General features: G+C 70.9%; 16 protein-coding genes. 11 read left to right on the plus strand and 5 right to left on the minus strand.

Features of this window, described 5'->3' with window-relative positions:
- The first annotated feature begins 3 nt into the window (after window positions 1–3).
- Both AB0E24_RS35080 and AB0E24_RS35085 read left to right on the plus strand, forming a co-directional pair.
- Window positions 4–1290, plus strand: coding sequence for a TRAP transporter large permease (locus AB0E24_RS35080; RefSeq protein ID WP_093703095.1), 1287 nt, complete (start codon window positions 4–6; stop codon window positions 1288–1290).
- Window positions 1291–1315: 25 nt separating this feature from the next.
- A complete protein-coding gene (locus tag AB0E24_RS35085) occupies window positions 1316–2320 on the plus strand; it encodes a glycoside hydrolase family protein (RefSeq protein WP_069861656.1) in 1005 nt (334 codons plus the stop codon).
- Window positions 2321–2361: 41 nt separating this feature from the next.
- Here the strand turns inward: AB0E24_RS35085 and AB0E24_RS35090 are convergent, their stop codons facing one another.
- A complete protein-coding gene (locus AB0E24_RS35090) occupies window positions 2362–3249 on the minus strand; it encodes an alpha/beta hydrolase (protein ID WP_359383250.1) in 888 nt (295 codons plus the stop codon).
- A gap of 239 nt (window positions 3250–3488) precedes the next feature.
- Between AB0E24_RS35090 and AB0E24_RS35095 the strand changes: the two genes are divergently transcribed.
- The 7 genes from AB0E24_RS35095 (at window position 3489) to AB0E24_RS35125 (ending at window position 11047) form a co-directional block, all read left to right on the plus strand.
- Window positions 3489–4784, plus strand: a complete 1296-nt coding sequence (locus AB0E24_RS35095) for an HAD family hydrolase (RefSeq protein WP_359383252.1) — start codon at window positions 3489–3491, stop codon at window positions 4782–4784.
- 210 nt (window positions 4785–4994) lie between these two features.
- Window positions 4995–6278, plus strand: a complete 1284-nt coding sequence (locus AB0E24_RS35100) for a flavin-containing monooxygenase (RefSeq protein WP_079152861.1) — start codon at window positions 4995–4997, stop codon at window positions 6276–6278.
- A 10-nt stretch (window positions 6279–6288) separates the two neighbouring features.
- On the plus strand, window positions 6289–6759 hold the full coding sequence (locus tag AB0E24_RS35105) for a RidA family protein (RefSeq protein WP_176743134.1): 471 nt from the start codon (window positions 6289–6291) through the stop codon (window positions 6757–6759).
- Complete coding sequence (locus AB0E24_RS35110; RefSeq protein WP_093703099.1) at window positions 6756–7430, plus strand: DUF1028 domain-containing protein; 675 nt, start codon at window positions 6756–6758, stop codon at window positions 7428–7430. Before AB0E24_RS35105 ends, AB0E24_RS35110 begins: the two co-directional genes overlap by 4 nt.
- Entirely contained in the window at window positions 7430–8557 is a 1128-nt protein-coding gene (locus AB0E24_RS35115; RefSeq protein WP_359383256.1) for a M20 family metallopeptidase, read from the plus strand. The genes AB0E24_RS35110 and AB0E24_RS35115 overlap by 1 nt, the downstream gene beginning before the upstream one ends.
- 149 nt (window positions 8558–8706) lie before the next feature.
- Complete coding sequence (locus tag AB0E24_RS35120; protein WP_079152862.1) at window positions 8707–10074, plus strand: MFS transporter; 1368 nt, start codon at window positions 8707–8709, stop codon at window positions 10072–10074.
- A gap of 46 nt (window positions 10075–10120) precedes the next feature.
- Window positions 10121–11047 carry a LysR family transcriptional regulator gene (locus AB0E24_RS35125; RefSeq protein WP_069861669.1) on the plus strand — a complete coding sequence of 309 codons (927 nt, stop codon included), beginning with the start codon at window positions 10121–10123 and terminating at the stop codon, window positions 11045–11047.
- Between the two features lie 25 nt (window positions 11048–11072).
- Here the strand turns inward: AB0E24_RS35125 and AB0E24_RS35130 are convergent, their stop codons facing one another.
- The 3 genes from AB0E24_RS35130 to AB0E24_RS35145 all read right to left on the minus strand — a co-directional run bounded on the left by AB0E24_RS35130 (window position 11073) and on the right by AB0E24_RS35145 (window position 13297).
- The gene (locus tag AB0E24_RS35130) at window positions 11073–11948 is read right to left on the minus strand and encodes a universal stress protein (RefSeq protein WP_079256805.1); all 876 of its coding nucleotides are present in this window, start codon (window positions 11946–11948) and stop codon (window positions 11073–11075) included.
- Window positions 11949–12236: 288 nt separating this feature from the next.
- On the minus strand, window positions 12237–12983 hold the full coding sequence (locus AB0E24_RS35140; RefSeq protein ID WP_359383261.1) for an SDR family NAD(P)-dependent oxidoreductase: 747 nt from the start codon (window positions 12981–12983) through the stop codon (window positions 12237–12239).
- On the minus strand, window positions 12980–13297 hold the full coding sequence (locus AB0E24_RS35145) for a hypothetical protein (RefSeq protein ID WP_079256803.1): 318 nt from the start codon (window positions 13295–13297) through the stop codon (window positions 12980–12982). Before AB0E24_RS35145 ends, AB0E24_RS35140 begins: the two co-directional genes overlap by 4 nt.
- Window positions 13298–13367: 70 nt before the next feature.
- On the opposite strand from AB0E24_RS35145, the gene AB0E24_RS35150 reads away from it, so the two are divergent.
- Window positions 13368–14213 carry a LysR family transcriptional regulator gene (locus tag AB0E24_RS35150; protein ID WP_359383265.1) on the plus strand — a complete coding sequence of 282 codons (846 nt, stop codon included), beginning with the start codon at window positions 13368–13370 and terminating at the stop codon, window positions 14211–14213.
- 17 nt (window positions 14214–14230) lie between these two features.
- Here AB0E24_RS35150 and AB0E24_RS35155 read toward each other — a convergent pair whose 3' ends face one another.
- The gene (locus tag AB0E24_RS35155) at window positions 14231–15202 is read right to left on the minus strand and encodes an AraC family transcriptional regulator (protein ID WP_359383268.1); all 972 of its coding nucleotides are present in this window, start codon (window positions 15200–15202) and stop codon (window positions 14231–14233) included.
- A gap of 100 nt (window positions 15203–15302) precedes the next feature.
- Between AB0E24_RS35155 and AB0E24_RS35160 the strand changes: the two genes are divergently transcribed.
- Window positions 15303–16232: an MBL fold metallo-hydrolase gene (locus tag AB0E24_RS35160; protein ID WP_359383270.1), complete on the plus strand. Its 930-nt coding sequence runs from the start codon at window positions 15303–15305 to the stop codon at window positions 16230–16232.
- Window positions 16233–16257 lie beyond the last annotated feature (25 nt).

Below are 16257 nucleotides of genomic sequence, written 5' to 3' on the forward strand. Positions count from 1 at the left end.
TCGATGGGTGTCGTCATTCTGCTCGTCATGGCGGCGGGAGTCGTCGCCATGCTCAGCCGCAAGCTGCCCACGGCGTTCGCCCTGGTGCTGCTCGCCGTGGTGATCGCGTTCCTGGCGGGTGCGCCGCTCTCCGGCAAGGACAGCGTGCTCGACACGGTGCTCCAGGAGGGGGCGCCCGCGCTCGCCGCCACGATGATCGCGATCCTGCTGGGCTCATGGCTCGGCAAGCTGCTGGAGGAGACCGGTATCGCGGGCACCCTGGTCCGTAAGATCGTCGAATTCGGCGGCGACCGGCCGGTGTTCGTGGCGTTCGGTGTGCTCGCCGTGTCCGCGCTGGTCGGCACCGTGACCGGATCGGCGCCCGCGGCGATGCTCGCCGGTCTGATCGGTATCCCCGCGATGATCGCGGTCGGCATCCCCAAGGTGACCGCGGCGGGCACGATCCTCATGGGGATCGCCGTGGGCGTGCCGTTCGAACTGCCGGTGTGGCAGTTCTTCTCCACCGCCCTGGACCTGCCCATCGACACGGTGCGCGGCTTCATGGTGAAGCTGTTCCCGTTCGCCCTGGTGGCGGCCGTCGCCTACGTCCTGGTGGAGTCGCGGCGCCGGGGCGTGGAGCACACCTGGTCCCTGAAGTCGGTGCGGGAGCGGCCTTCGCGCGACGACCGCCGCCGGCTGCCCGGCGACGCCCCGTGGTACGCGCTGCTGACCCCGGCGGTGCCGCTCGCGCTCGCCCTGGGCCTGGACGTGGCCATCATCCCGGCGCTGCTGGGCGGAGTGGCGTACGCGCTGGTGACGACGACCCGGCCGCGGGAGATGAACCGCCGTCTGCTGCGCACCCTGTACGGCGGATTCGAGGTGGCCGCGCCGCCGATCACCCTGTTCGTGGCGATCGGCATCCTGCTCGCCGCGGTCAAGCTGCCCGGCGCGATCGACGCGCTGGAGCCGCTGGTCAAGGCGGTCAGCCCGCAGAACGCCGTGCTGTTCGTCCTCGTCTTCACCCTGCTGGTGCCGCTGTGCCTGTTCCGGGGCCCGCTGAACGTCTTCGGCCTCGGCGCGGGGATAGCGGGCGTCCTCATCGCCACCGGCATCTACCCGGCCGTCGCCGTCCTCGGCATGACCGCCTCGTACAACCAGGTCTTCGGGGTGGCCGACCCGACCAGTACCCAGACGGTGTGGAGCGCCCAGTACGCGGGCGTCTCCCCGCACCAGGTGATGGTGCGCACCCTGCCCTACGTATGGGCCGTGGCCTTCGGCGGCCTGTGCGTCACCGCCTCCACCCACCTCTGACCGCAACCGACTTCAGGAGCCGATCATGCATGAGCCGCAGTCCGGCCCGGACCGCCGAATGTTCCTGCGCGCCACCGCCCTCTCCGGCGCGGCGCTCACCTTCGGCGGGCTGGCGACGTCGTCCGCGTCGGCCGCGCCGGGCGGATTTCCCGACTACGCCTACGTCCGCACACTGCTCACCCCGTCGAAGCTGAAGTACAACCCGACGGGCGAGATCATCTTCCCCACGATCCGCGGGGTGTACGACAAGCTCTCCTCGCCGCTGGGCCGCTACTACCTGTACTACGCGCCGCATGACGCGCCGGGCGGCATCTGCCTGGCCTACGGGAACTCCCTGGAGGGCCCGTTCACCGAATACCCGTCGAACCCGATCGTCGCCAACAAGTGGGACCCGCACTACTCGGTCAGCCATGTCTCCTCGCCGCATGTGCTGTGGAAGGCGGACGTCAAGGAGTTCTGGCTGTACTTCCACGGCGAGAACACCACGACCCGGCTCGCCCGCTCGAAGGACGGCATCCACTTCACCTACGACAAGGTGGTCCTGAGCACGTCCATGATGCCCGCGGGCACCACCGAGACGTCCTACGCCCGGGTGTTCCAGTACGACCTGCCCGCCCGTGGCGCCCACTATGTGATGCTGTTCATGATCAACAACACCACCGACCACCGGGACATCGGCTGGGGCTGGTCCGCGGACGGCCGCAACTGGACCTTCGCCCAGACACCCCTGGTGCGCCACTCCGACGTGGGCGCGGTCAACGTCGGGGGCCCGCATCTGCTGACGCGCAACGGCTCCGCGTTCGTCGTCTACAACAAGGACAAGTCGAGCGGCGGTGACCTCATGATCACCGAGGTGGGCAAGGACTTCTCGCTCCGCAAGCACCTCGGCGTCTTCTACGACTCCCACTCATCGGCACCCGAGAACGGCCGGGCCGCGGCCCCCTCCTTCGGCACGGACAAGGGTGTGCCGTACATGATCTACGAGGCAGGCGAACGCCTCGCCGGTTCCATCGCGATGGCCCGGGGCTGACACCCGGGGGAGCGGGCCCGGTGACCACCGGGCCCGCACCCTCACCTCACGGCCTTGATGGCCGATTCGATGACCTTGGCGACCGGCTCCGGGTCGGAGATGAGGGTGAGATGGGAGCCGCCACGGAAGGTGGTGACCTTCGAACCCGCGCGCCGGGCCATCCTCCGCTCCGACTCGGGGGTGATGATCCGATCCCCGCTGCTGATGAAGTACCAGGAGGGAATGGTCTTCCACGCCGCGTACTTGGAGCGGGTGTTGAACGCGGCGGTGGACGCGGCGCGTTGCGCGGCCCACAGGTCCGTGGCCTGCTGCACCGGCACGCTGCCGGCGAACTTCTTCAGGAAGACATTCTTCTTGAGGTAGAGATTGCGGGCTCCGCTCGGGGCGTTCGCGTACGGCACCGCGTCGTACAGCGTGCCGGGCGACGCGTTCAGCGCGGACGCGGAACCGCTCAGCGCCCCGGTGGTCTCCCCGACGGCGGGGGCGGCGGCGTCCACGTAGACGAGTGCCTTGACGTTGTTGCTCCGGGCGGCCGCATTGGTGATCACTGAGCCGCCGTAGGAGTGGCCCACCAGGACGACGGGCCCGGGGACGCTGCGCAGGAAGTCGGCCACCGTGCGCGAGTCGGTGGTCAGGTTCTCCAGCGGGTTGGCGATGGCGCGGACGGCGTACCCCTTGCGCCGGAGAATCTCGATCTCGCCGTTCCAGCTCGATGTATCGGCCCAGGCGCCATGGACCATGACCACGGTGGGCTTGGCGCTCTTCGCCGCCGAGGGCCCGGTGAGCCGTGCGCTGGGTGTTCCGGCCATGGAGCGGGCGTCCGGGGGCCCGGTTCCGCAACTGGTCATCAGGGCGGCGCTCGCGACAGCGGCTGCCGATGCGCACAGACGGATCCGTATCAGGCGTCGTCGTGATCTGAACACGCGCATGAGCGGAAGCTCTCCTTAGGTCACATCGGCCCCTGCCGCGACATTAAGAGGTCGAGGGTGCGGAGCGCTCCTCGTGAGGGGCTCAATGGGTGATGCGCCGGACCCGTCCGCTCCGCTTGGGCGCCGAGCGACCGGACGGTGTACCCGGGTGATCATTGCGCGTACGGTGCAAGGCGTTCCACTGTCCGTCAGATGAACATGTCGTTCTCACCGTCCTCGTTACGAAGGAGAGCCACCGCATGCGCACTGCTCCCCTGGGTGCCGCCCTCGGGCTGGCATCGGTCGCCGCACTGATGTCCTTGATTCCGGCGAGCACCACCTATGCGGCGGAGACCACCGCCGAACGGGCGTACTGCCCGCGACTCTCATCCTCGCTCGCGTGGTACGGCGACAACAGGGAGCGGCTTCAGCGGGTGATCGACGAGCGGGGAACCTGCGGTAACTCACAGGCGCGCCATGGCGAGCGGCCGGTCGCCGCCTTCGACTGGGACAACACCGTCTCCAAGAACGACATCACCGACCTCGCCATCGCCTGGGCTCTCAAACACGACAAGATCCTGCGACCGGCACACTGGTCCGACACCAGCCCCTGGCTGACCGAGGAAGCCGACCGGACCCTGACCGAGGCATGCGGCACCGAGGTGCCCGTCGGCGCGCCACTGCCGACGTCCACCGACACCGCCTGCACGGACGAGATCTTCTCCATCCGCAGCGAGGCCACCCTGATGAACGGCCACAAGGCATTCGCGGGGGAGTGGAACAGCCGCCGGACCCTTCCCCAATACGCCTGGGTGCCCCAGCTGTTCGCGGGTCACACCGAGGCCGAGGTCACCTCCTACGCACGGAAGTCCCGGGCCGAGGCGCTGGCCGCGCCCGTCGGCGCCACCCAGCGGGTCGGCAGCCACACCCTGCACGCCTACGCCCGCTACAACCCGCAGATCAAGGATCTGATCCGGGTCCTGAAGAAGGCGGGCTTCGAGGTGTGGGTGGACTCCGCCGGCAGCACTCCGGTCACCAACGCCTGGGCGGGCGGTGTCGGCGTCGACCGCGAGCACGTCCTCGCCATCCGCAACCTGCTCGACCGCCACGGGCGGATCACCTACACCCAGGAGGGGTGCGGCGGCGAACCCGCCAGTAAGGGCACGGTCATGCCCTATATCGAGGGCAAGCGCTGCTGGCTCAACGAGAAGGCGTTCGGCATCACCGGCCCCGCCGCCTGGAAACGGCAGGCTCCCCAGAACCGCCCGGTGATCGCCGGGGGCGACGCCGACACCGATGTGACGATGGTCGGCGACGCCACCGGAGCGGGCCTGGTCCTCAACCGGAACAAGAACGAGATCATGTGCCGGGCCTACGACAACGCGGACGGCACCTGGCTGATCAACCCCATGTTCATCGAGCCGCTGCCCCGCAAGGAAGCCACCTACCCCTGCTCCACCACCGGCTACACCAACCCCGACGGCACGCCGGGCCCGGTGCGACGGCAGGACGGCAGCGTCATCCCGGACCAGGAGGACGCGGTCCACGGAGGCTGAGCGCAAGGGTTTTCGCAGGCTGAAGGCCGTTTCCGCAGAGATGCGGAGGCGGCCTTCGCCATGTCGTGCGGGCCTCTGAATCTATAAATCAGATCGCCTACAGCGGAAACATCTGTTGGACAGAACTACGGCCATGTCCAAGGATCCGTCGTGCGGTAGCACGGTCAACGCGACACCGGGATGGACTACCGCCTGAGTGGAGGCTGAAAGTTGAGTGAAGAGACTGACGTAGTCGTCGTCGGGGCGGGCCAGGCGGGTGTGGCCATGAGCGAGCACCTGGGGGCTCATGGCGTGCCGCATATCGTCCTGGAGCGGCACCGTATCGCCGAGCGGTGGCGTTCGGAGCGGTGGGACTCCCTGGTGGCGAACGGGCCCGCGTGGCACGACCGGTTCCCGGGGCTGGAGTTCTCCGATGTCGACCCCGATGCCTTCGCCTCGAAGGAGCAGGTCGCGGACTACTTCGTCGCGTACGCCGAGAAGATAGGCGCCCCGATCCGGTGCGGTGTCGAGGTGACCTCGGTGCGCAGGCACGCCGGGCGGCCCGGCTTCCGGGTCGAGACGTCGGAGGGCGCCATCGACGCGCGCTTCGTCGTCGCCGCGACCGGGCCGTTCCAGCGGCCCGTGATCCCGCCCATCGTCCCGGACGGTGCCGTCCCGGTGCAGATCCACTCCAGTGGGTACCGCAACCCGGAGCAGCTCCCCGAGGGCGCGGTGCTCGTGGTCGGGGGCGGGTCCTCGGGGGTGCAGATCGCCGATGAGCTGCGCCGGTCCGGGCGCCGGGTCTTCCTCTCCGTCGGTCCGCACGACCGTCCGGCCCGTGAGTACCGCGGACGGGACTTCTGCTGGTGGCTCGGGGTGCTCGGGCGGTGGGACGCGGAGACGCCGCCCCGAGGCGCCGAGCATGTGACCATCGCGGTCAGCGGCGCTCGCGGCGGCCACACCGTGGACTTCCGTGCCCTGGCCGCCGAGGGGATCGAGCTCGTCGGGCTGACCTCGTCCTACGACGACGGTGTGCTGCGGTTCGCGCCGGATCTGGCCACCAACATCGCGCTCGGTGACGCCAAGTATCTCGAGCTCCTCCGGGCGGCCGATGAGTACGTCGAGCGCAATGGGCTCGACCTGCCCGAGGAGCCACAGGCCCATGTCCTCGGGCCGGACCCGGAGTGTGTGACCGACCCCCGGCTGGAGCTGGACCTGGCCGGGGCCGGTGTCACCTCGATCGTCTGGGCGACCGGCTTCGCCACCGACTACGGCTGGCTCGAGGTCGACGCGTTCGACGAGAACGGCCGGCCGGACCAGCGACGCGGTGTGTCGTCCGAGCCCGGCGTGTACTTCCTGGGCCTGCCCTGGCAGTCCCGCCGCGGCTCGAGCTTCATCTGGGGCGTCTGGCACGACGCCCGGTACGTCGCCGACCACATCACGACCCAGCGGGCCTATCTCGCGTACGGCACCACCGACCGGCCAGGCACCGCCCCGGCGGGCCGGAAGAACTGAGGAGCGGACGATGACCTCCATGAACGAGGGCCGCCAGGTGAAGGCCCCGATCGTCGCCGGCGGGCACACCCGGATCCGGCCGTTCAACACCCGCGAGACCTATCCCGAGCAGAACCTCGACAACGACCTCTGCCAGGCCGTGGTCGCGGGCAACACCGTGTATGTCCGGGGCCAGATCGGCCAGGACCTCGACACCAGTGAGTCGGTGGGCGTCGGCGACGCCGAGGCGCAGGCGGAGCAGGCCATGGCGAACATCAAGATGCTGCTCGAAGAGGCGGGCAGCCGGATGGAGCACCTGGTCAAGCTCACCATCTATCTGATCGACCCGCGGTATCGCGAGGCGGTGTACCGCACCGTGGGCCGCTGGACCAAGGGGGTCCACCCGATCTCCACCGGCCTGGTGGTGTCGGCGCTGGCCCGCCCGGAGTGGCTGTGCGAGATCGACGCCGTCGCCGTGATTCCCGAGGAGGCGCGGGCATGACGTTCTCCCTGGTGGTCCGCGATGGCGACCGGTTCGGCATCGTGGCCAGCTCATCGAGTCCGGCGGTCGCCGCCCGGGTCGCCCATCTGCGGCCCGGGGTCGGCGCGGCGGCCTCGCAGAACATCACCGACCCCACGCTCGGCACCAGCCTGCTGGCGGGGCTGGCGGACCACGGCGACGCGGAACGCGCCCTGGCCGGTGTCACCGGCGCGGCGCGCAACGCGAAGTCCATCGCGTACCGCCAGCTGACCGTGGTGGGCCGCTCCGGGCCCGGGTTCGCCTTCAGCGGACCGCACACCCTGGGCAGGCACGCCTCGGCCACCGCCGAGGGCGCGGTGGCGGCCGGCAACATGCTGTGCGGCGAGCACATCCCCGGCGTCCTCCTCGACGCGTACGCCGCCGCCACCGGGGAGCTGGAGGAGCGGCTGGTCACCGCCCTGAAGGCCGCCGTCGAGGCCGGTGGCGAGGAGGGGCCGGTGCACTCCGCGGGGCTCGCGGTCGTCGCGGACGTGGACTGGCGGGTGACCGATCTGCGCGTGGACTGGGCCGACGACCCCGTCGACCGGCTCGCCGAACTCCTCGCCGTCTGGCTGCCGCAGCGGGACGACTATGTGCGCCGTGGACTCGACCCCGCCTCCGCCCCCTCCTACGGCGTACCGGGCGATCTGTGATGAGGGCGCTGAAAGACGCCGCCCGGCAGGAGGTCGACCGGCACGCCGAGGAGCTGATCGGCCTGTCCGAGCGGCTGCACGCCGACCCGGAGACCGCCTGGGAGGAGCACCGGGCGGCGGCCGCCGTACCCGAGCTGCTGGACCGCGCCGGATTCGATGTCACCTCGTCCTACCTGGGCCTGGACACCGCCTTCCACGCCCGGTTCGGCGGCGGGCCGGTCCGGCTCGCGCTGTGCGCCGAGTACGACGCACTGCCCGGCCTCGGCCATGCGTGCGGGCACAATCTCATCGCGGCGAGCTCGGTCGGCGCCGCGCTCGGCCTGGCCGCCGTCGCCGACGACGCCGGTCTCACCGTCGAGGTCTACGGCACCCCGGCGGAGGAGGGCGGCGGTGGCAAGATCGAGATGCTCGACCGGGGCGCCTTCGCCGGGGTGGACCTCGCGATGATGGCGCACCCGGCGCCGGTCGACGTCGCCGAGGCCCGCCCGTTCGCGGTCAGCCACTCGAAGATCTCCTACACGGGGAAGTCCGCGCACGCCGCGGCCTACCCCGAGGCCGGGGTCAACGCCGCCGACGCCTTCACCGTGGCCCAGGTCGCGATCGGGCTGCTCCGCCAGCAGCTGCCGGCCTCCGCCCGGGTGCACGGTGTGGTGACCCACGCCGGGGACGCGCCGAACGCCATCCCGGAGCGGGCCACCGGCCGCTGGTACGTCAGGGCGGAGACCCTCGCCGAACTGGCCGAGCTGGAACCGCGGGTCATACGGGCCTTCGAGGCGGGTGCCCTCGCCACCGGGTGCGAGCTGGAGATCGAGCCGGAGAGCAAACCGTACGCGGAGTTCCGCACCGACGAGACCGCTCTCGACCACTACCGTGCGAACGCCCTCGACCTGGGACGGGAGTTCGCCCCGCCCGGGCAGGCCGCCCGGATGAACCGCGCCTCCACCGATATGGGCAATGTCTCGCAGGTCGTGCCCGCCATCCACCCCTACATCGGCATCGGCTCGCTGCCCGCCACCAACCACCAGCACGAGTTCGCCGCGTTCTGCGTGGGCGGGAAGGCCCAGCGGGCCCTGCTCGACGCGGCGACGGCGCTGGCCTGGACCGGTGTGGACCGGAGCTCGACCTGATGCGCGAGCGCCGGTTACCGACCGAGGCGGAACCCCGTGTGCTCATCCAGCCCCCCTCCCCAATCGGCCGGCCCGCGCGCTGAGGGCACGGCGACCGGCGGCACCCGCTCAGCTCCGGTTTCTTCCACCCATTCCCCAAGGAGGCGCGCATGCCCACTCCTCACACCGACGTCACCACGGCCGAGGTCGAGGTGGCCACCGACGTCGCCGCACTGCGCAGAAGCGTTGTCGCGGGAGCCGTCGGCGTGTTCGTGCACTGGTTCGACTGGGCTGCCTACGCCTATCTCGCCAGTACCGTCGCGACCGTGTTCTTCCCGGACGAGAACGGCACCACCGGACTGCTCGCCGTGTTCGGCGTGTTCGCCGTGTCCTTCGGCATCCGGCCGATCGGTGCCATGGTGTTCGGGCCGCTCGGTGACCGGATCGGTCGCAAGCGCACACTGTCGCTGGTCATCTTCATGATGTCCGGAGCGACCCTCACGATAGGTCTGCTCCCCGGCTACGCCGCGATCGGGGTCGCCGCCCCGGTGCTCCTGGTGGTCCTGCGCCTGGTCCAGGGATTCGCGGCGGGCGGCGAGTTCGGCAGCGCGGCGAGCTTCCTCGCCGAGACCGCCACCCGGCGCCGCCGCGGATTCGGGGTGAGCTGGCTCGAGGTCGGCTCGCTGCTGGGCTTCCTCGCCGGTTCGTTCGTCTATCTGCTGCTGTCGACGGGGCTCGACGAGAGCCAGCTGACCGCCTGGGGCTGGCGCGTCCCCTTCCTCATCTCCGCGCCGCTCGGCGTCATCGGCTTCATCATCCGCAACAAGATCGAGGACACCCCCGAGTACCGGGCGCTCGAAGCCAACGACACCGTGGCCCGCACCCCCGTACGGGAGCTGTTCCGCCACCACAAGCCGCAGCTGCTCCAGGCGGCGGGCCTGATGGCGGCCATGCATGTGCCCTTCTACGCGGTGCTGACATACCTGGTCACCTACGAGACCGACCACCTGGGGCACTCGGCGGGCAGCGCCGCCCTGCTGTCCACGGTGATCTCGCTGCTGGGGCTGGTGCTGGTCCCGGTGTTCGGGCTGCTGTCCGACCGGGTGGGACGCAAACCGGTCTTCGTCGGGGCCACCGCGGCCCTCCTGGTCCTCTCCACCCCCGCGTTCCTCCTGATGCGCAGCGGGCTCGCCGGAACCTGGATCGCCGGTCTGCTGCTCGGCGCGATCCTCGCCGCGATCCTCGGCACCTACGCGGTGTGGTCGGCGGAGATCTTCCCCACCCGCACGCGCCAGAGCGGCCTGTCCATCGCCTACAACATCACCGCCGCCCTGTTCGCCGGCACGGTGCCGTATCTGATGACCGTGCTCATCTCCGCGACCGGCTCCACCCTGGTGCCCGGCCCCTATCTGATGGTGTTCGCCGCCGGCGGGCTCATCGCCGCGCTGTCCCTGAAGGAGACCGCCGGTTCCGCCCTGCTGCGCCCCGAGGACGTCCCCGACGCGCCCTCCGAGCGCCATGAGGCGCCGGCCGCATAGGGTCGGCGTCGATACGGACACGGATCACCAGGCGCGAGGGTCACGCATGACGTCACCGGTGGGTTTCACCCTCCTCCAGCTCCGCTACTTCCTCGTCGCCGCCGAGCGCGGGTCGATGACGGAGGCGTCGGGGGAGCTCCATATCGCGCAGTCCGCCGTGTCCGCGGCCATCCACAACCTGGAGCGCGACCTGGGGGCGCAGCTGTTCATCCGCCGCAGGGGCCGGGGACTGACCCTGACCCCCGCGGGGGAGAGGCTTCAGCAGCACGCGCGGGAGCTGCTGGCCCGCGCCCGTGAGGTCGAGCGGGAGGCCCGGGGAGACGGTGAGACCATCTCCGGGCCGGTGGCCGTCGGCTGCTTCGTGACGCTGGCCCCGTACTATCTGCCGCCCCTGTTCAGCGAATGCACCCGCCACTACCCGGGCATCGAGATCGACGTGGTGGAGGCGGAGACGGATCAGCTCGTCCAGGCGCTGGGCGCGGGGCGCATCGACTTCGCCCTCACCTACGACATCGGTCTGCCCGCCGAACCGGATCTGCGCAGCGAGACGATCGCGCGGGCCCCGGCCTATGTCATCGTCCCGGCCGATCACCCGCTGGCCCGGCAGGGCGGCGTGGAGCTGGCCGAACTCTCCGCGGAACCGCTCGTCCTGCTCGACCTGCCGCACAGCCGCGACTACTTCCGCTCGCTGGTGGCCGCCACCGGCACCGCGCCCGATGTCCGCTACCGCACCCGGAGCTATGAGACCGTACGGTCGCTGGTGGCCCGAGGGCTCGGATACTCCGTGCTGAACCAGCGCCCCGCGACCAGCCAGACCTACGGCGGCGGCGAGATCGCGGAACTGGAGCTGCGGGACGAGAGCCCCGCGCTCGAAGTCAAGATCGCCTCGGTGAAGGGCATGACCCAGACCGCCCGCGCGCGGGCGGTGATGGAGCTGCTGCGGGAGATCGCCGCCCGCCCCACCAGGGCCTGAGCCGCCGGGTCCGCCGCGGCCGTGGTCAGGCGCGCGGGACGGTGATGACCGGACAGCGCGCGTGCAGCACCACGCCCTGGCTGACGGAGCCCAGCAGCATGCCGGTGAAACCGCCGTGCCCGTGTGTGCCCACGATCAGGCCGAGGGCATGTTCGGACGCCTCGGCCAGGGCCTGCACCGGGTGGCCCGGTACGACCTCTTGGCGCAGTTCCACCTCCGGATGGTCGGCGGTACGCCCGGCGACGGTCTCCGACAGCAGCCGGCGGCACTCCTGGACGGCCTCGTCCTCGTCCACCAGTCCGAGCCGCGGAGGCTGCCACACATAGAGCGCCCGCAGGGCCGAGCCGTGCACCGCGGCCTCGTCGAAGGCGAAGTCGACGGCGGCCGCGGAGTGGCGGCTGCCGTCGACCCCGACCACGAAATACGGCTCCCGCCGGGGAGCGTGTTCCGACTCCGGTACGACCACCACCGGGCAGGGCGCGTGGGCGATGAGCGGCAAGGTGACGGCGGAGGAGGCGAAGAGCTCCTGAAGAGCGTTCAGACGCCACGAACCGAGCACCACTTCCGTGGCGTTCCGCGCCTGCTCACGCAGTACCCAGGCCGGATGCCCCTCGGCCAGCAGCCCCGACACCCGCAGCCGGGGATGCCGGGACTCGACGGAGGCCACCGCCTCCTTCAGCACACGATCCCCCGTCGCGTGCAGCGCGTCGTTCCACTCCTCCCAGGACGGCCGCCCGCCCGTCGGCCGGTACCCGGGGGTCGGCACGTTCTGCGCGAGGGCCACCAGCAGCGGCAGACGGCGCCGGTCCGCCTCGTCGGCGGCCCAGTCGAGTGCCGCGCGTCTGCCCGGATCGGGGTCGAGACCGACCACGATCGGTTCCTGTCCGGGTGCCTGCGCCATCGCCGACCTCCTGTGGCGGAGCGTCCTCCGACGGGATGCTGTCCATGCCGCCGACGGGATGTGTCCATGCTGCGCGCCTCCGCGCCACCCTGCGAATCGGAGCTCACGGGGCCGTGGCGCCGTGGCCGGCTTTCTGCTCGGCTCCATCGGGCTTCATGTGCTCGGCCGGGCCACCCGCCCGGTCGTGCCGGTGCGGCAGGGAAGTGGCCGGGCACACGGGCCGACCGGGGGAGATGCGCTGGTGGGGCCCAGGACCCGCCCGAATGGAGCATGTCGAGAGGGGCACACTCATGCCCGCCGCCCGCCGTCGACCGACATCGCGATCCCGGTGACGTAGGACGCGGCGTCCGAGCAGAGCCAGACCGCCGCCGCGGCGACCTCCTCCGGAGTGGCCAGCCGGCCGAGCGGCGTGATCGCCTCCTGCCGCGCGGTCATATCGGTGCCGGCCGCCACCTTCTCGAACCCGGCGGTGCGGGTCGGTCCGGGACAGACGGCGTTGACCCGGATGTTCTCCGGCGCGTGGTCGACCGCCGCGGCCTTGGTGAGGCCGACGACGCCGTGCTTGGCGGCCACGTAGGCGGGGGCGTGCGGGATCGCGTACAGACCGCCGTTGGAGGCGATGTTGACGATCGCGCCGCCGCCTTTGAGCAAGGGCAGCTCGTACTTCATGCTCAGGAAGGTCCCGGCCAGGTTGACGTGGAGCACGCGCTCGAACTCGTCCAGGGGCATCCGGTCGAGCCGCCGGTGGTGCGAGGCCATACCGGCGTTGTTCACGGCGAAGTCGAGACCGGCGTACGTCGTGGCGGTGCGCTCGACGGCCGCGCGCACGGAGTGTTCATCGGCGATGTCGACGGTGACGGCCAGCGCTTCCCCGCCGTCCTTCCTGATCATCTCGGCGGTCTCGGCCGCCGTGCCCCCGTCGATGTCGAGCACGGCGACCGCGGCGCCGCTCCGGGCCAACCGGAGCGCCGTGGCGCGGCCGATCCCACTCCCGGCGCCGGTGACCAGTCCCACCTTTCCGGAGACGTCGCTCATACCAGCGGCTCGTGGTTCGCGTAGGCGACCTTGTACGGGTACCGCGACTGCCAGCGGTCGATGACCTCGTGCACGCCGGGCGCGGTGAACGCCTTCGCCATCGTGTCGGTGTCGGCCAGGGCGATCTGCACGATCGCGGTCGCGATCAGCGCCGGAATGGCCTCCTCGCCGGGGACGGGGATATGGCGGCGGGCCACGACCGACCGTACGAAGCCGGAGTCGAGCATGACCCGTTCGATATCCGCGAGGTATTGGTCGAGCTCGGTGGCGGGCAGGGGCTGATCGAAGGAGACGATCATCGTGTGGTTGATCATGCGGCAATTCTTGATGGCCGGAGCCACCGGCGTCCAAGACCGGTTCGACATTCGGCGATAACCTGGAGGAATGATCGAACTGGAGACCCGGGAGCTCGAGTACTTCATCGCGGTCGCCGATGAGCTGCACTTCAGCCGGGCCGCCGTCCGGCTCTCGATCGCCCAGCCGGCGCTGTCGAAGGCGATCCGGCGGATCGAGACCCGGCTCGGCGTACCGCTCTTCGTCCGCTCCAGCAGGCATGTCGAGCTCACCCCGGCCGGGGAGGCGCTGCGGGAACACGGGCGGCATGCGCTCAACGCGGTCAGCGCCGCCGTCCGGAACGCCCGGCGCGCCGCCGACACCCAGGTCCATCTGCGGCTCGTGCTCAAGCCCGGCGGCGACGCCGGGCTGCTCTCCGGGATCCTGGCCGAGTACGCCCACCAGCCCGACGCCCGCCGGGTGGACATCCTGTTCAGCGGCCCCGCCGACCGCACCGACTTCCTGCGCGACGGCCGGGCCGACGTCGGTCTGCTCTTCGCACCGTTCGACGATCTCGACGGCCTGGCCCACGAGACGCTGCACAGCGAGGAGCGCGTGGCCATCCTCCCGTCCGGGCACCGGCTGGCCGGGCGCGCCTCGGTGCGCATGTCCGACCTGGCCGGTGAGACGCTGCCGCGCTGGAAGGGGGTCCCCGGGGGCGATGGCACCGGTCCCGAGGTCGCCGATGTGGTCCAGCTGCTCCATATGATCACGGTGAGCCGGATGATCGGAGTACTGCCCCGCTCGCTGGTCGAACCGGTCCCGGCCGGTCTGGTCTGCGTCCCGGTGACCGACGCCCCGCCCAGCCGCCTCGTGCTCGCCTGGAACGAGGAGGACCGCCGGCCGCTGGTCGCGTCCTTCGTGGCCGCGGCGCTCGGACCCCGAGGAGGGTCATAGCCGCGGCAGGCGCCTGCTCACCGGTCGGCAGTGGCTACGGACGCCGGTTGAGGGCTCGCGGCGGCGGATCGCCCCGCGGCCTGCGCTCGATACCGCCCCGGTGTGGTGCCGAACTCCCGCTCGAAGGCATGTGAGAGCGCGTACGGGCTGCCGTAGCCGACCCGGCCGGCGATGGTGGCCAGGGTGTCCGGGGTGTCCCGCAGCAGAGTGGCCGCAAGGATCAGGCGCCACCAGGTGAGGTACGTCATCGGAGGGCGGCCGACCAGGGTGGTGAACCGGCGCGCCAGGGTGGGGCGGGAGACGCCCGCCGCTGCCGCCAGGCGGTCGTTGCTCCACGGCGCGGCCGGGTCGGAGTGCATCGCCCGCAGGGCGGCGGCCGTCACCGGATCGCCCAGTGCGCCGGGCCAGGCTCCGCTGGTGGCCTCGGTCATCCAGGAACGGATCATATAGACGAGGAGGAGGTCGAGCAGGCTCGGCAGCGCGACGCAGGAGCCGGGGAGCCGCTCGTCCAGCTCACCGGCGAGCAGGTCGATCGCGGCACGCAGCTCCGGGTGGCCGCCGACTCGATGGGGAAGGTGGACGACCTCGGGCAGCTCCGCCATGAGCGGGTGCATACGGCTGCAATCGAGCCAGTACTTGCCACAGAGCATCTCCAGCTCATCGCGATCGGGCCGGGCGCGCGGCCCTGTTCCCGTCCCCATCAGCCATCGCTCGAACGGCACCGCCTTCTCCTTCGCGACCGCCGCGTCGACCGGGGAATCGGCGATCACATGGCCCGTGCCATGGGGCAGCAGCACCGCGTCACCCACGCCGAGGGATACCGCTGCGCCGCCGTCGGCCAGCAGCCAGCAGCCGCCCTTCAGAACGACGTAGAAGCCCGCGCCGTCGTACGGCTCCAGCCGCGCGCACCAGCTCCCGCCGGTCCGCACCCGGTGGGACGAGGGGTGCCCGAGGTGCACGGCGGAGATCGCGTCGCTCACCACATCCATCCGCCCAACCTATCTCCCGTATGAAGCGTGAGACGGATTCGTATTCTCTTGAGCTGGACGCGCATTGAGAGGCTCGTTCGGCCTTCCTAACGTCGAGCGCATGACGAACGAGAACGAGAGCGTGCGGAGCATGGTGCTGGGGGATGTCGAGGTCATCCGGGTCGTGGAGTGGCGCAGACCGTTCGCGCCCACCTCCGGCATGCTCCCGGAGGCCACCGCCGAGGTGTGGAAGGACAACGAGGACTGGCTGGCACCGGACCACTGGGAGCCGGAGAGCGACCGGGCGGTGCTCGCGCTTCAGACATGGGTGCTGCGCAGCGGTGGGCGGACCGTCCTGGTGGACACCGGAGCGGGCAATGGACGCGAGCGTCCCGGCATGCCGCCGTTCCACCAGGGGCAGGGCGACTTCCTCGGCCTCCTGGCGCGGGCCGGTGTGCGCCCGGGGGATGTCGACGTCGTCGTCAACACCCACCTCCACGTCGACCACGTCGGCTGGAACACCGTTGACGCGGACGGGGAGTGGGTGCCGACGTTCCCCAACGCCCAATACCTCGTTCCGGCCGCCGACGACTTCCATTACGGTCCGGACAACGCGTACGGGAACGGTCTGGAGGAGGTCGACCGCCTGATCTACGAGGACAGTGTCGCGCCCGTCCACCGGGCCGGACAGGCCGTGTTGTGGGACGGCCACCACCGTATCGACGAACACCTCACCCTGGAGTCCGCGCCCGGCCACACCCCCGGCTCGTCCGTGCTGCGGCTCGTATCCGGGAGCGACCGGGCGGTCTTCGTCGGAGATCTGGTGCACAGCCCGGTGCAGATCCTCCAGCCCTCCTGCAACAGCGACGCCTGCCTGGCCCCGGACCAAGCCCGCGCCAGCCGCCGCCGGATCCTCGGGCGGGCTGCCGATGAACGGGAGTTGCTGATCCCCGCGCACTTCGGTGGCGCGGGTGTGGTGGAAGTCCGGCGGGAGGGTGGCGGGTTCGCCCTCGGCCCATGGGCGACGGCAGGGCCGAAGACGTCCGGGTGATCCCGCGGCGCCGGCCGGATGGGGC

Source organism: Streptomyces malaysiensis subsp. malaysiensis (assembly GCF_040653035.1).
Classification (GTDB): Bacteria; Actinomycetota; Actinomycetes; order Streptomycetales; family Streptomycetaceae; genus Streptomyces; species Streptomyces malaysiensis.

Excerpts from the sequence above, each read along its gene's own strand:
- AB0E24_RS35080 (WP_093703095.1), top strand. The coding sequence starts at position 4 with ATGGGTGTCGTCATTCTGCTCGTCATGGCGGCGGGAGTCGTCGCCATG.
- AB0E24_RS35085 (WP_069861656.1), top strand. The coding sequence starts at position 1,316 with ATGCATGAGCCGCAGTCCGGCCCGGACCGCCGAATGTTCCTGCGCGCC.
- AB0E24_RS35090 (WP_359383250.1), bottom strand. The coding sequence starts at position 3,249 with ATGCGCGTGTTCAGATCACGACGACGCCTGATACGGATCCGTCTGTGC.
- AB0E24_RS35095 (WP_359383252.1), top strand. The coding sequence starts at position 3,489 with ATGCGCACTGCTCCCCTGGGTGCCGCCCTCGGGCTGGCATCGGTCGCC.
- AB0E24_RS35105 (WP_176743134.1), top strand. The coding sequence starts at position 6,289 with ATGACCTCCATGAACGAGGGCCGCCAGGTGAAGGCCCCGATCGTCGCC.
- AB0E24_RS35110 (WP_093703099.1), top strand. The coding sequence starts at position 6,756 with ATGACGTTCTCCCTGGTGGTCCGCGATGGCGACCGGTTCGGCATCGTG.
- AB0E24_RS35115 (WP_359383256.1), top strand. The coding sequence starts at position 7,430 with ATGAGGGCGCTGAAAGACGCCGCCCGGCAGGAGGTCGACCGGCACGCC.
- AB0E24_RS35120 (WP_079152862.1), top strand. The coding sequence starts at position 8,707 with ATGCCCACTCCTCACACCGACGTCACCACGGCCGAGGTCGAGGTGGCC.
- AB0E24_RS35125 (WP_069861669.1), top strand. The coding sequence starts at position 10,121 with ATGACGTCACCGGTGGGTTTCACCCTCCTCCAGCTCCGCTACTTCCTC.
- AB0E24_RS35130 (WP_079256805.1), bottom strand. The coding sequence starts at position 11,948 with ATGGCGCAGGCACCCGGACAGGAACCGATCGTGGTCGGTCTCGACCCC.
- AB0E24_RS35140 (WP_359383261.1), bottom strand. The coding sequence starts at position 12,983 with ATGAGCGACGTCTCCGGAAAGGTGGGACTGGTCACCGGCGCCGGGAGT.
- AB0E24_RS35145 (WP_079256803.1), bottom strand. The coding sequence starts at position 13,297 with ATGATCAACCACACGATGATCGTCTCCTTCGATCAGCCCCTGCCCGCC.
- AB0E24_RS35150 (WP_359383265.1), top strand. The coding sequence starts at position 13,368 with ATGATCGAACTGGAGACCCGGGAGCTCGAGTACTTCATCGCGGTCGCC.
- AB0E24_RS35155 (WP_359383268.1), bottom strand. The coding sequence starts at position 15,202 with ATGGATGTGGTGAGCGACGCGATCTCCGCCGTGCACCTCGGGCACCCC.
- AB0E24_RS35160 (WP_359383270.1), top strand. The coding sequence starts at position 15,303 with ATGACGAACGAGAACGAGAGCGTGCGGAGCATGGTGCTGGGGGATGTC.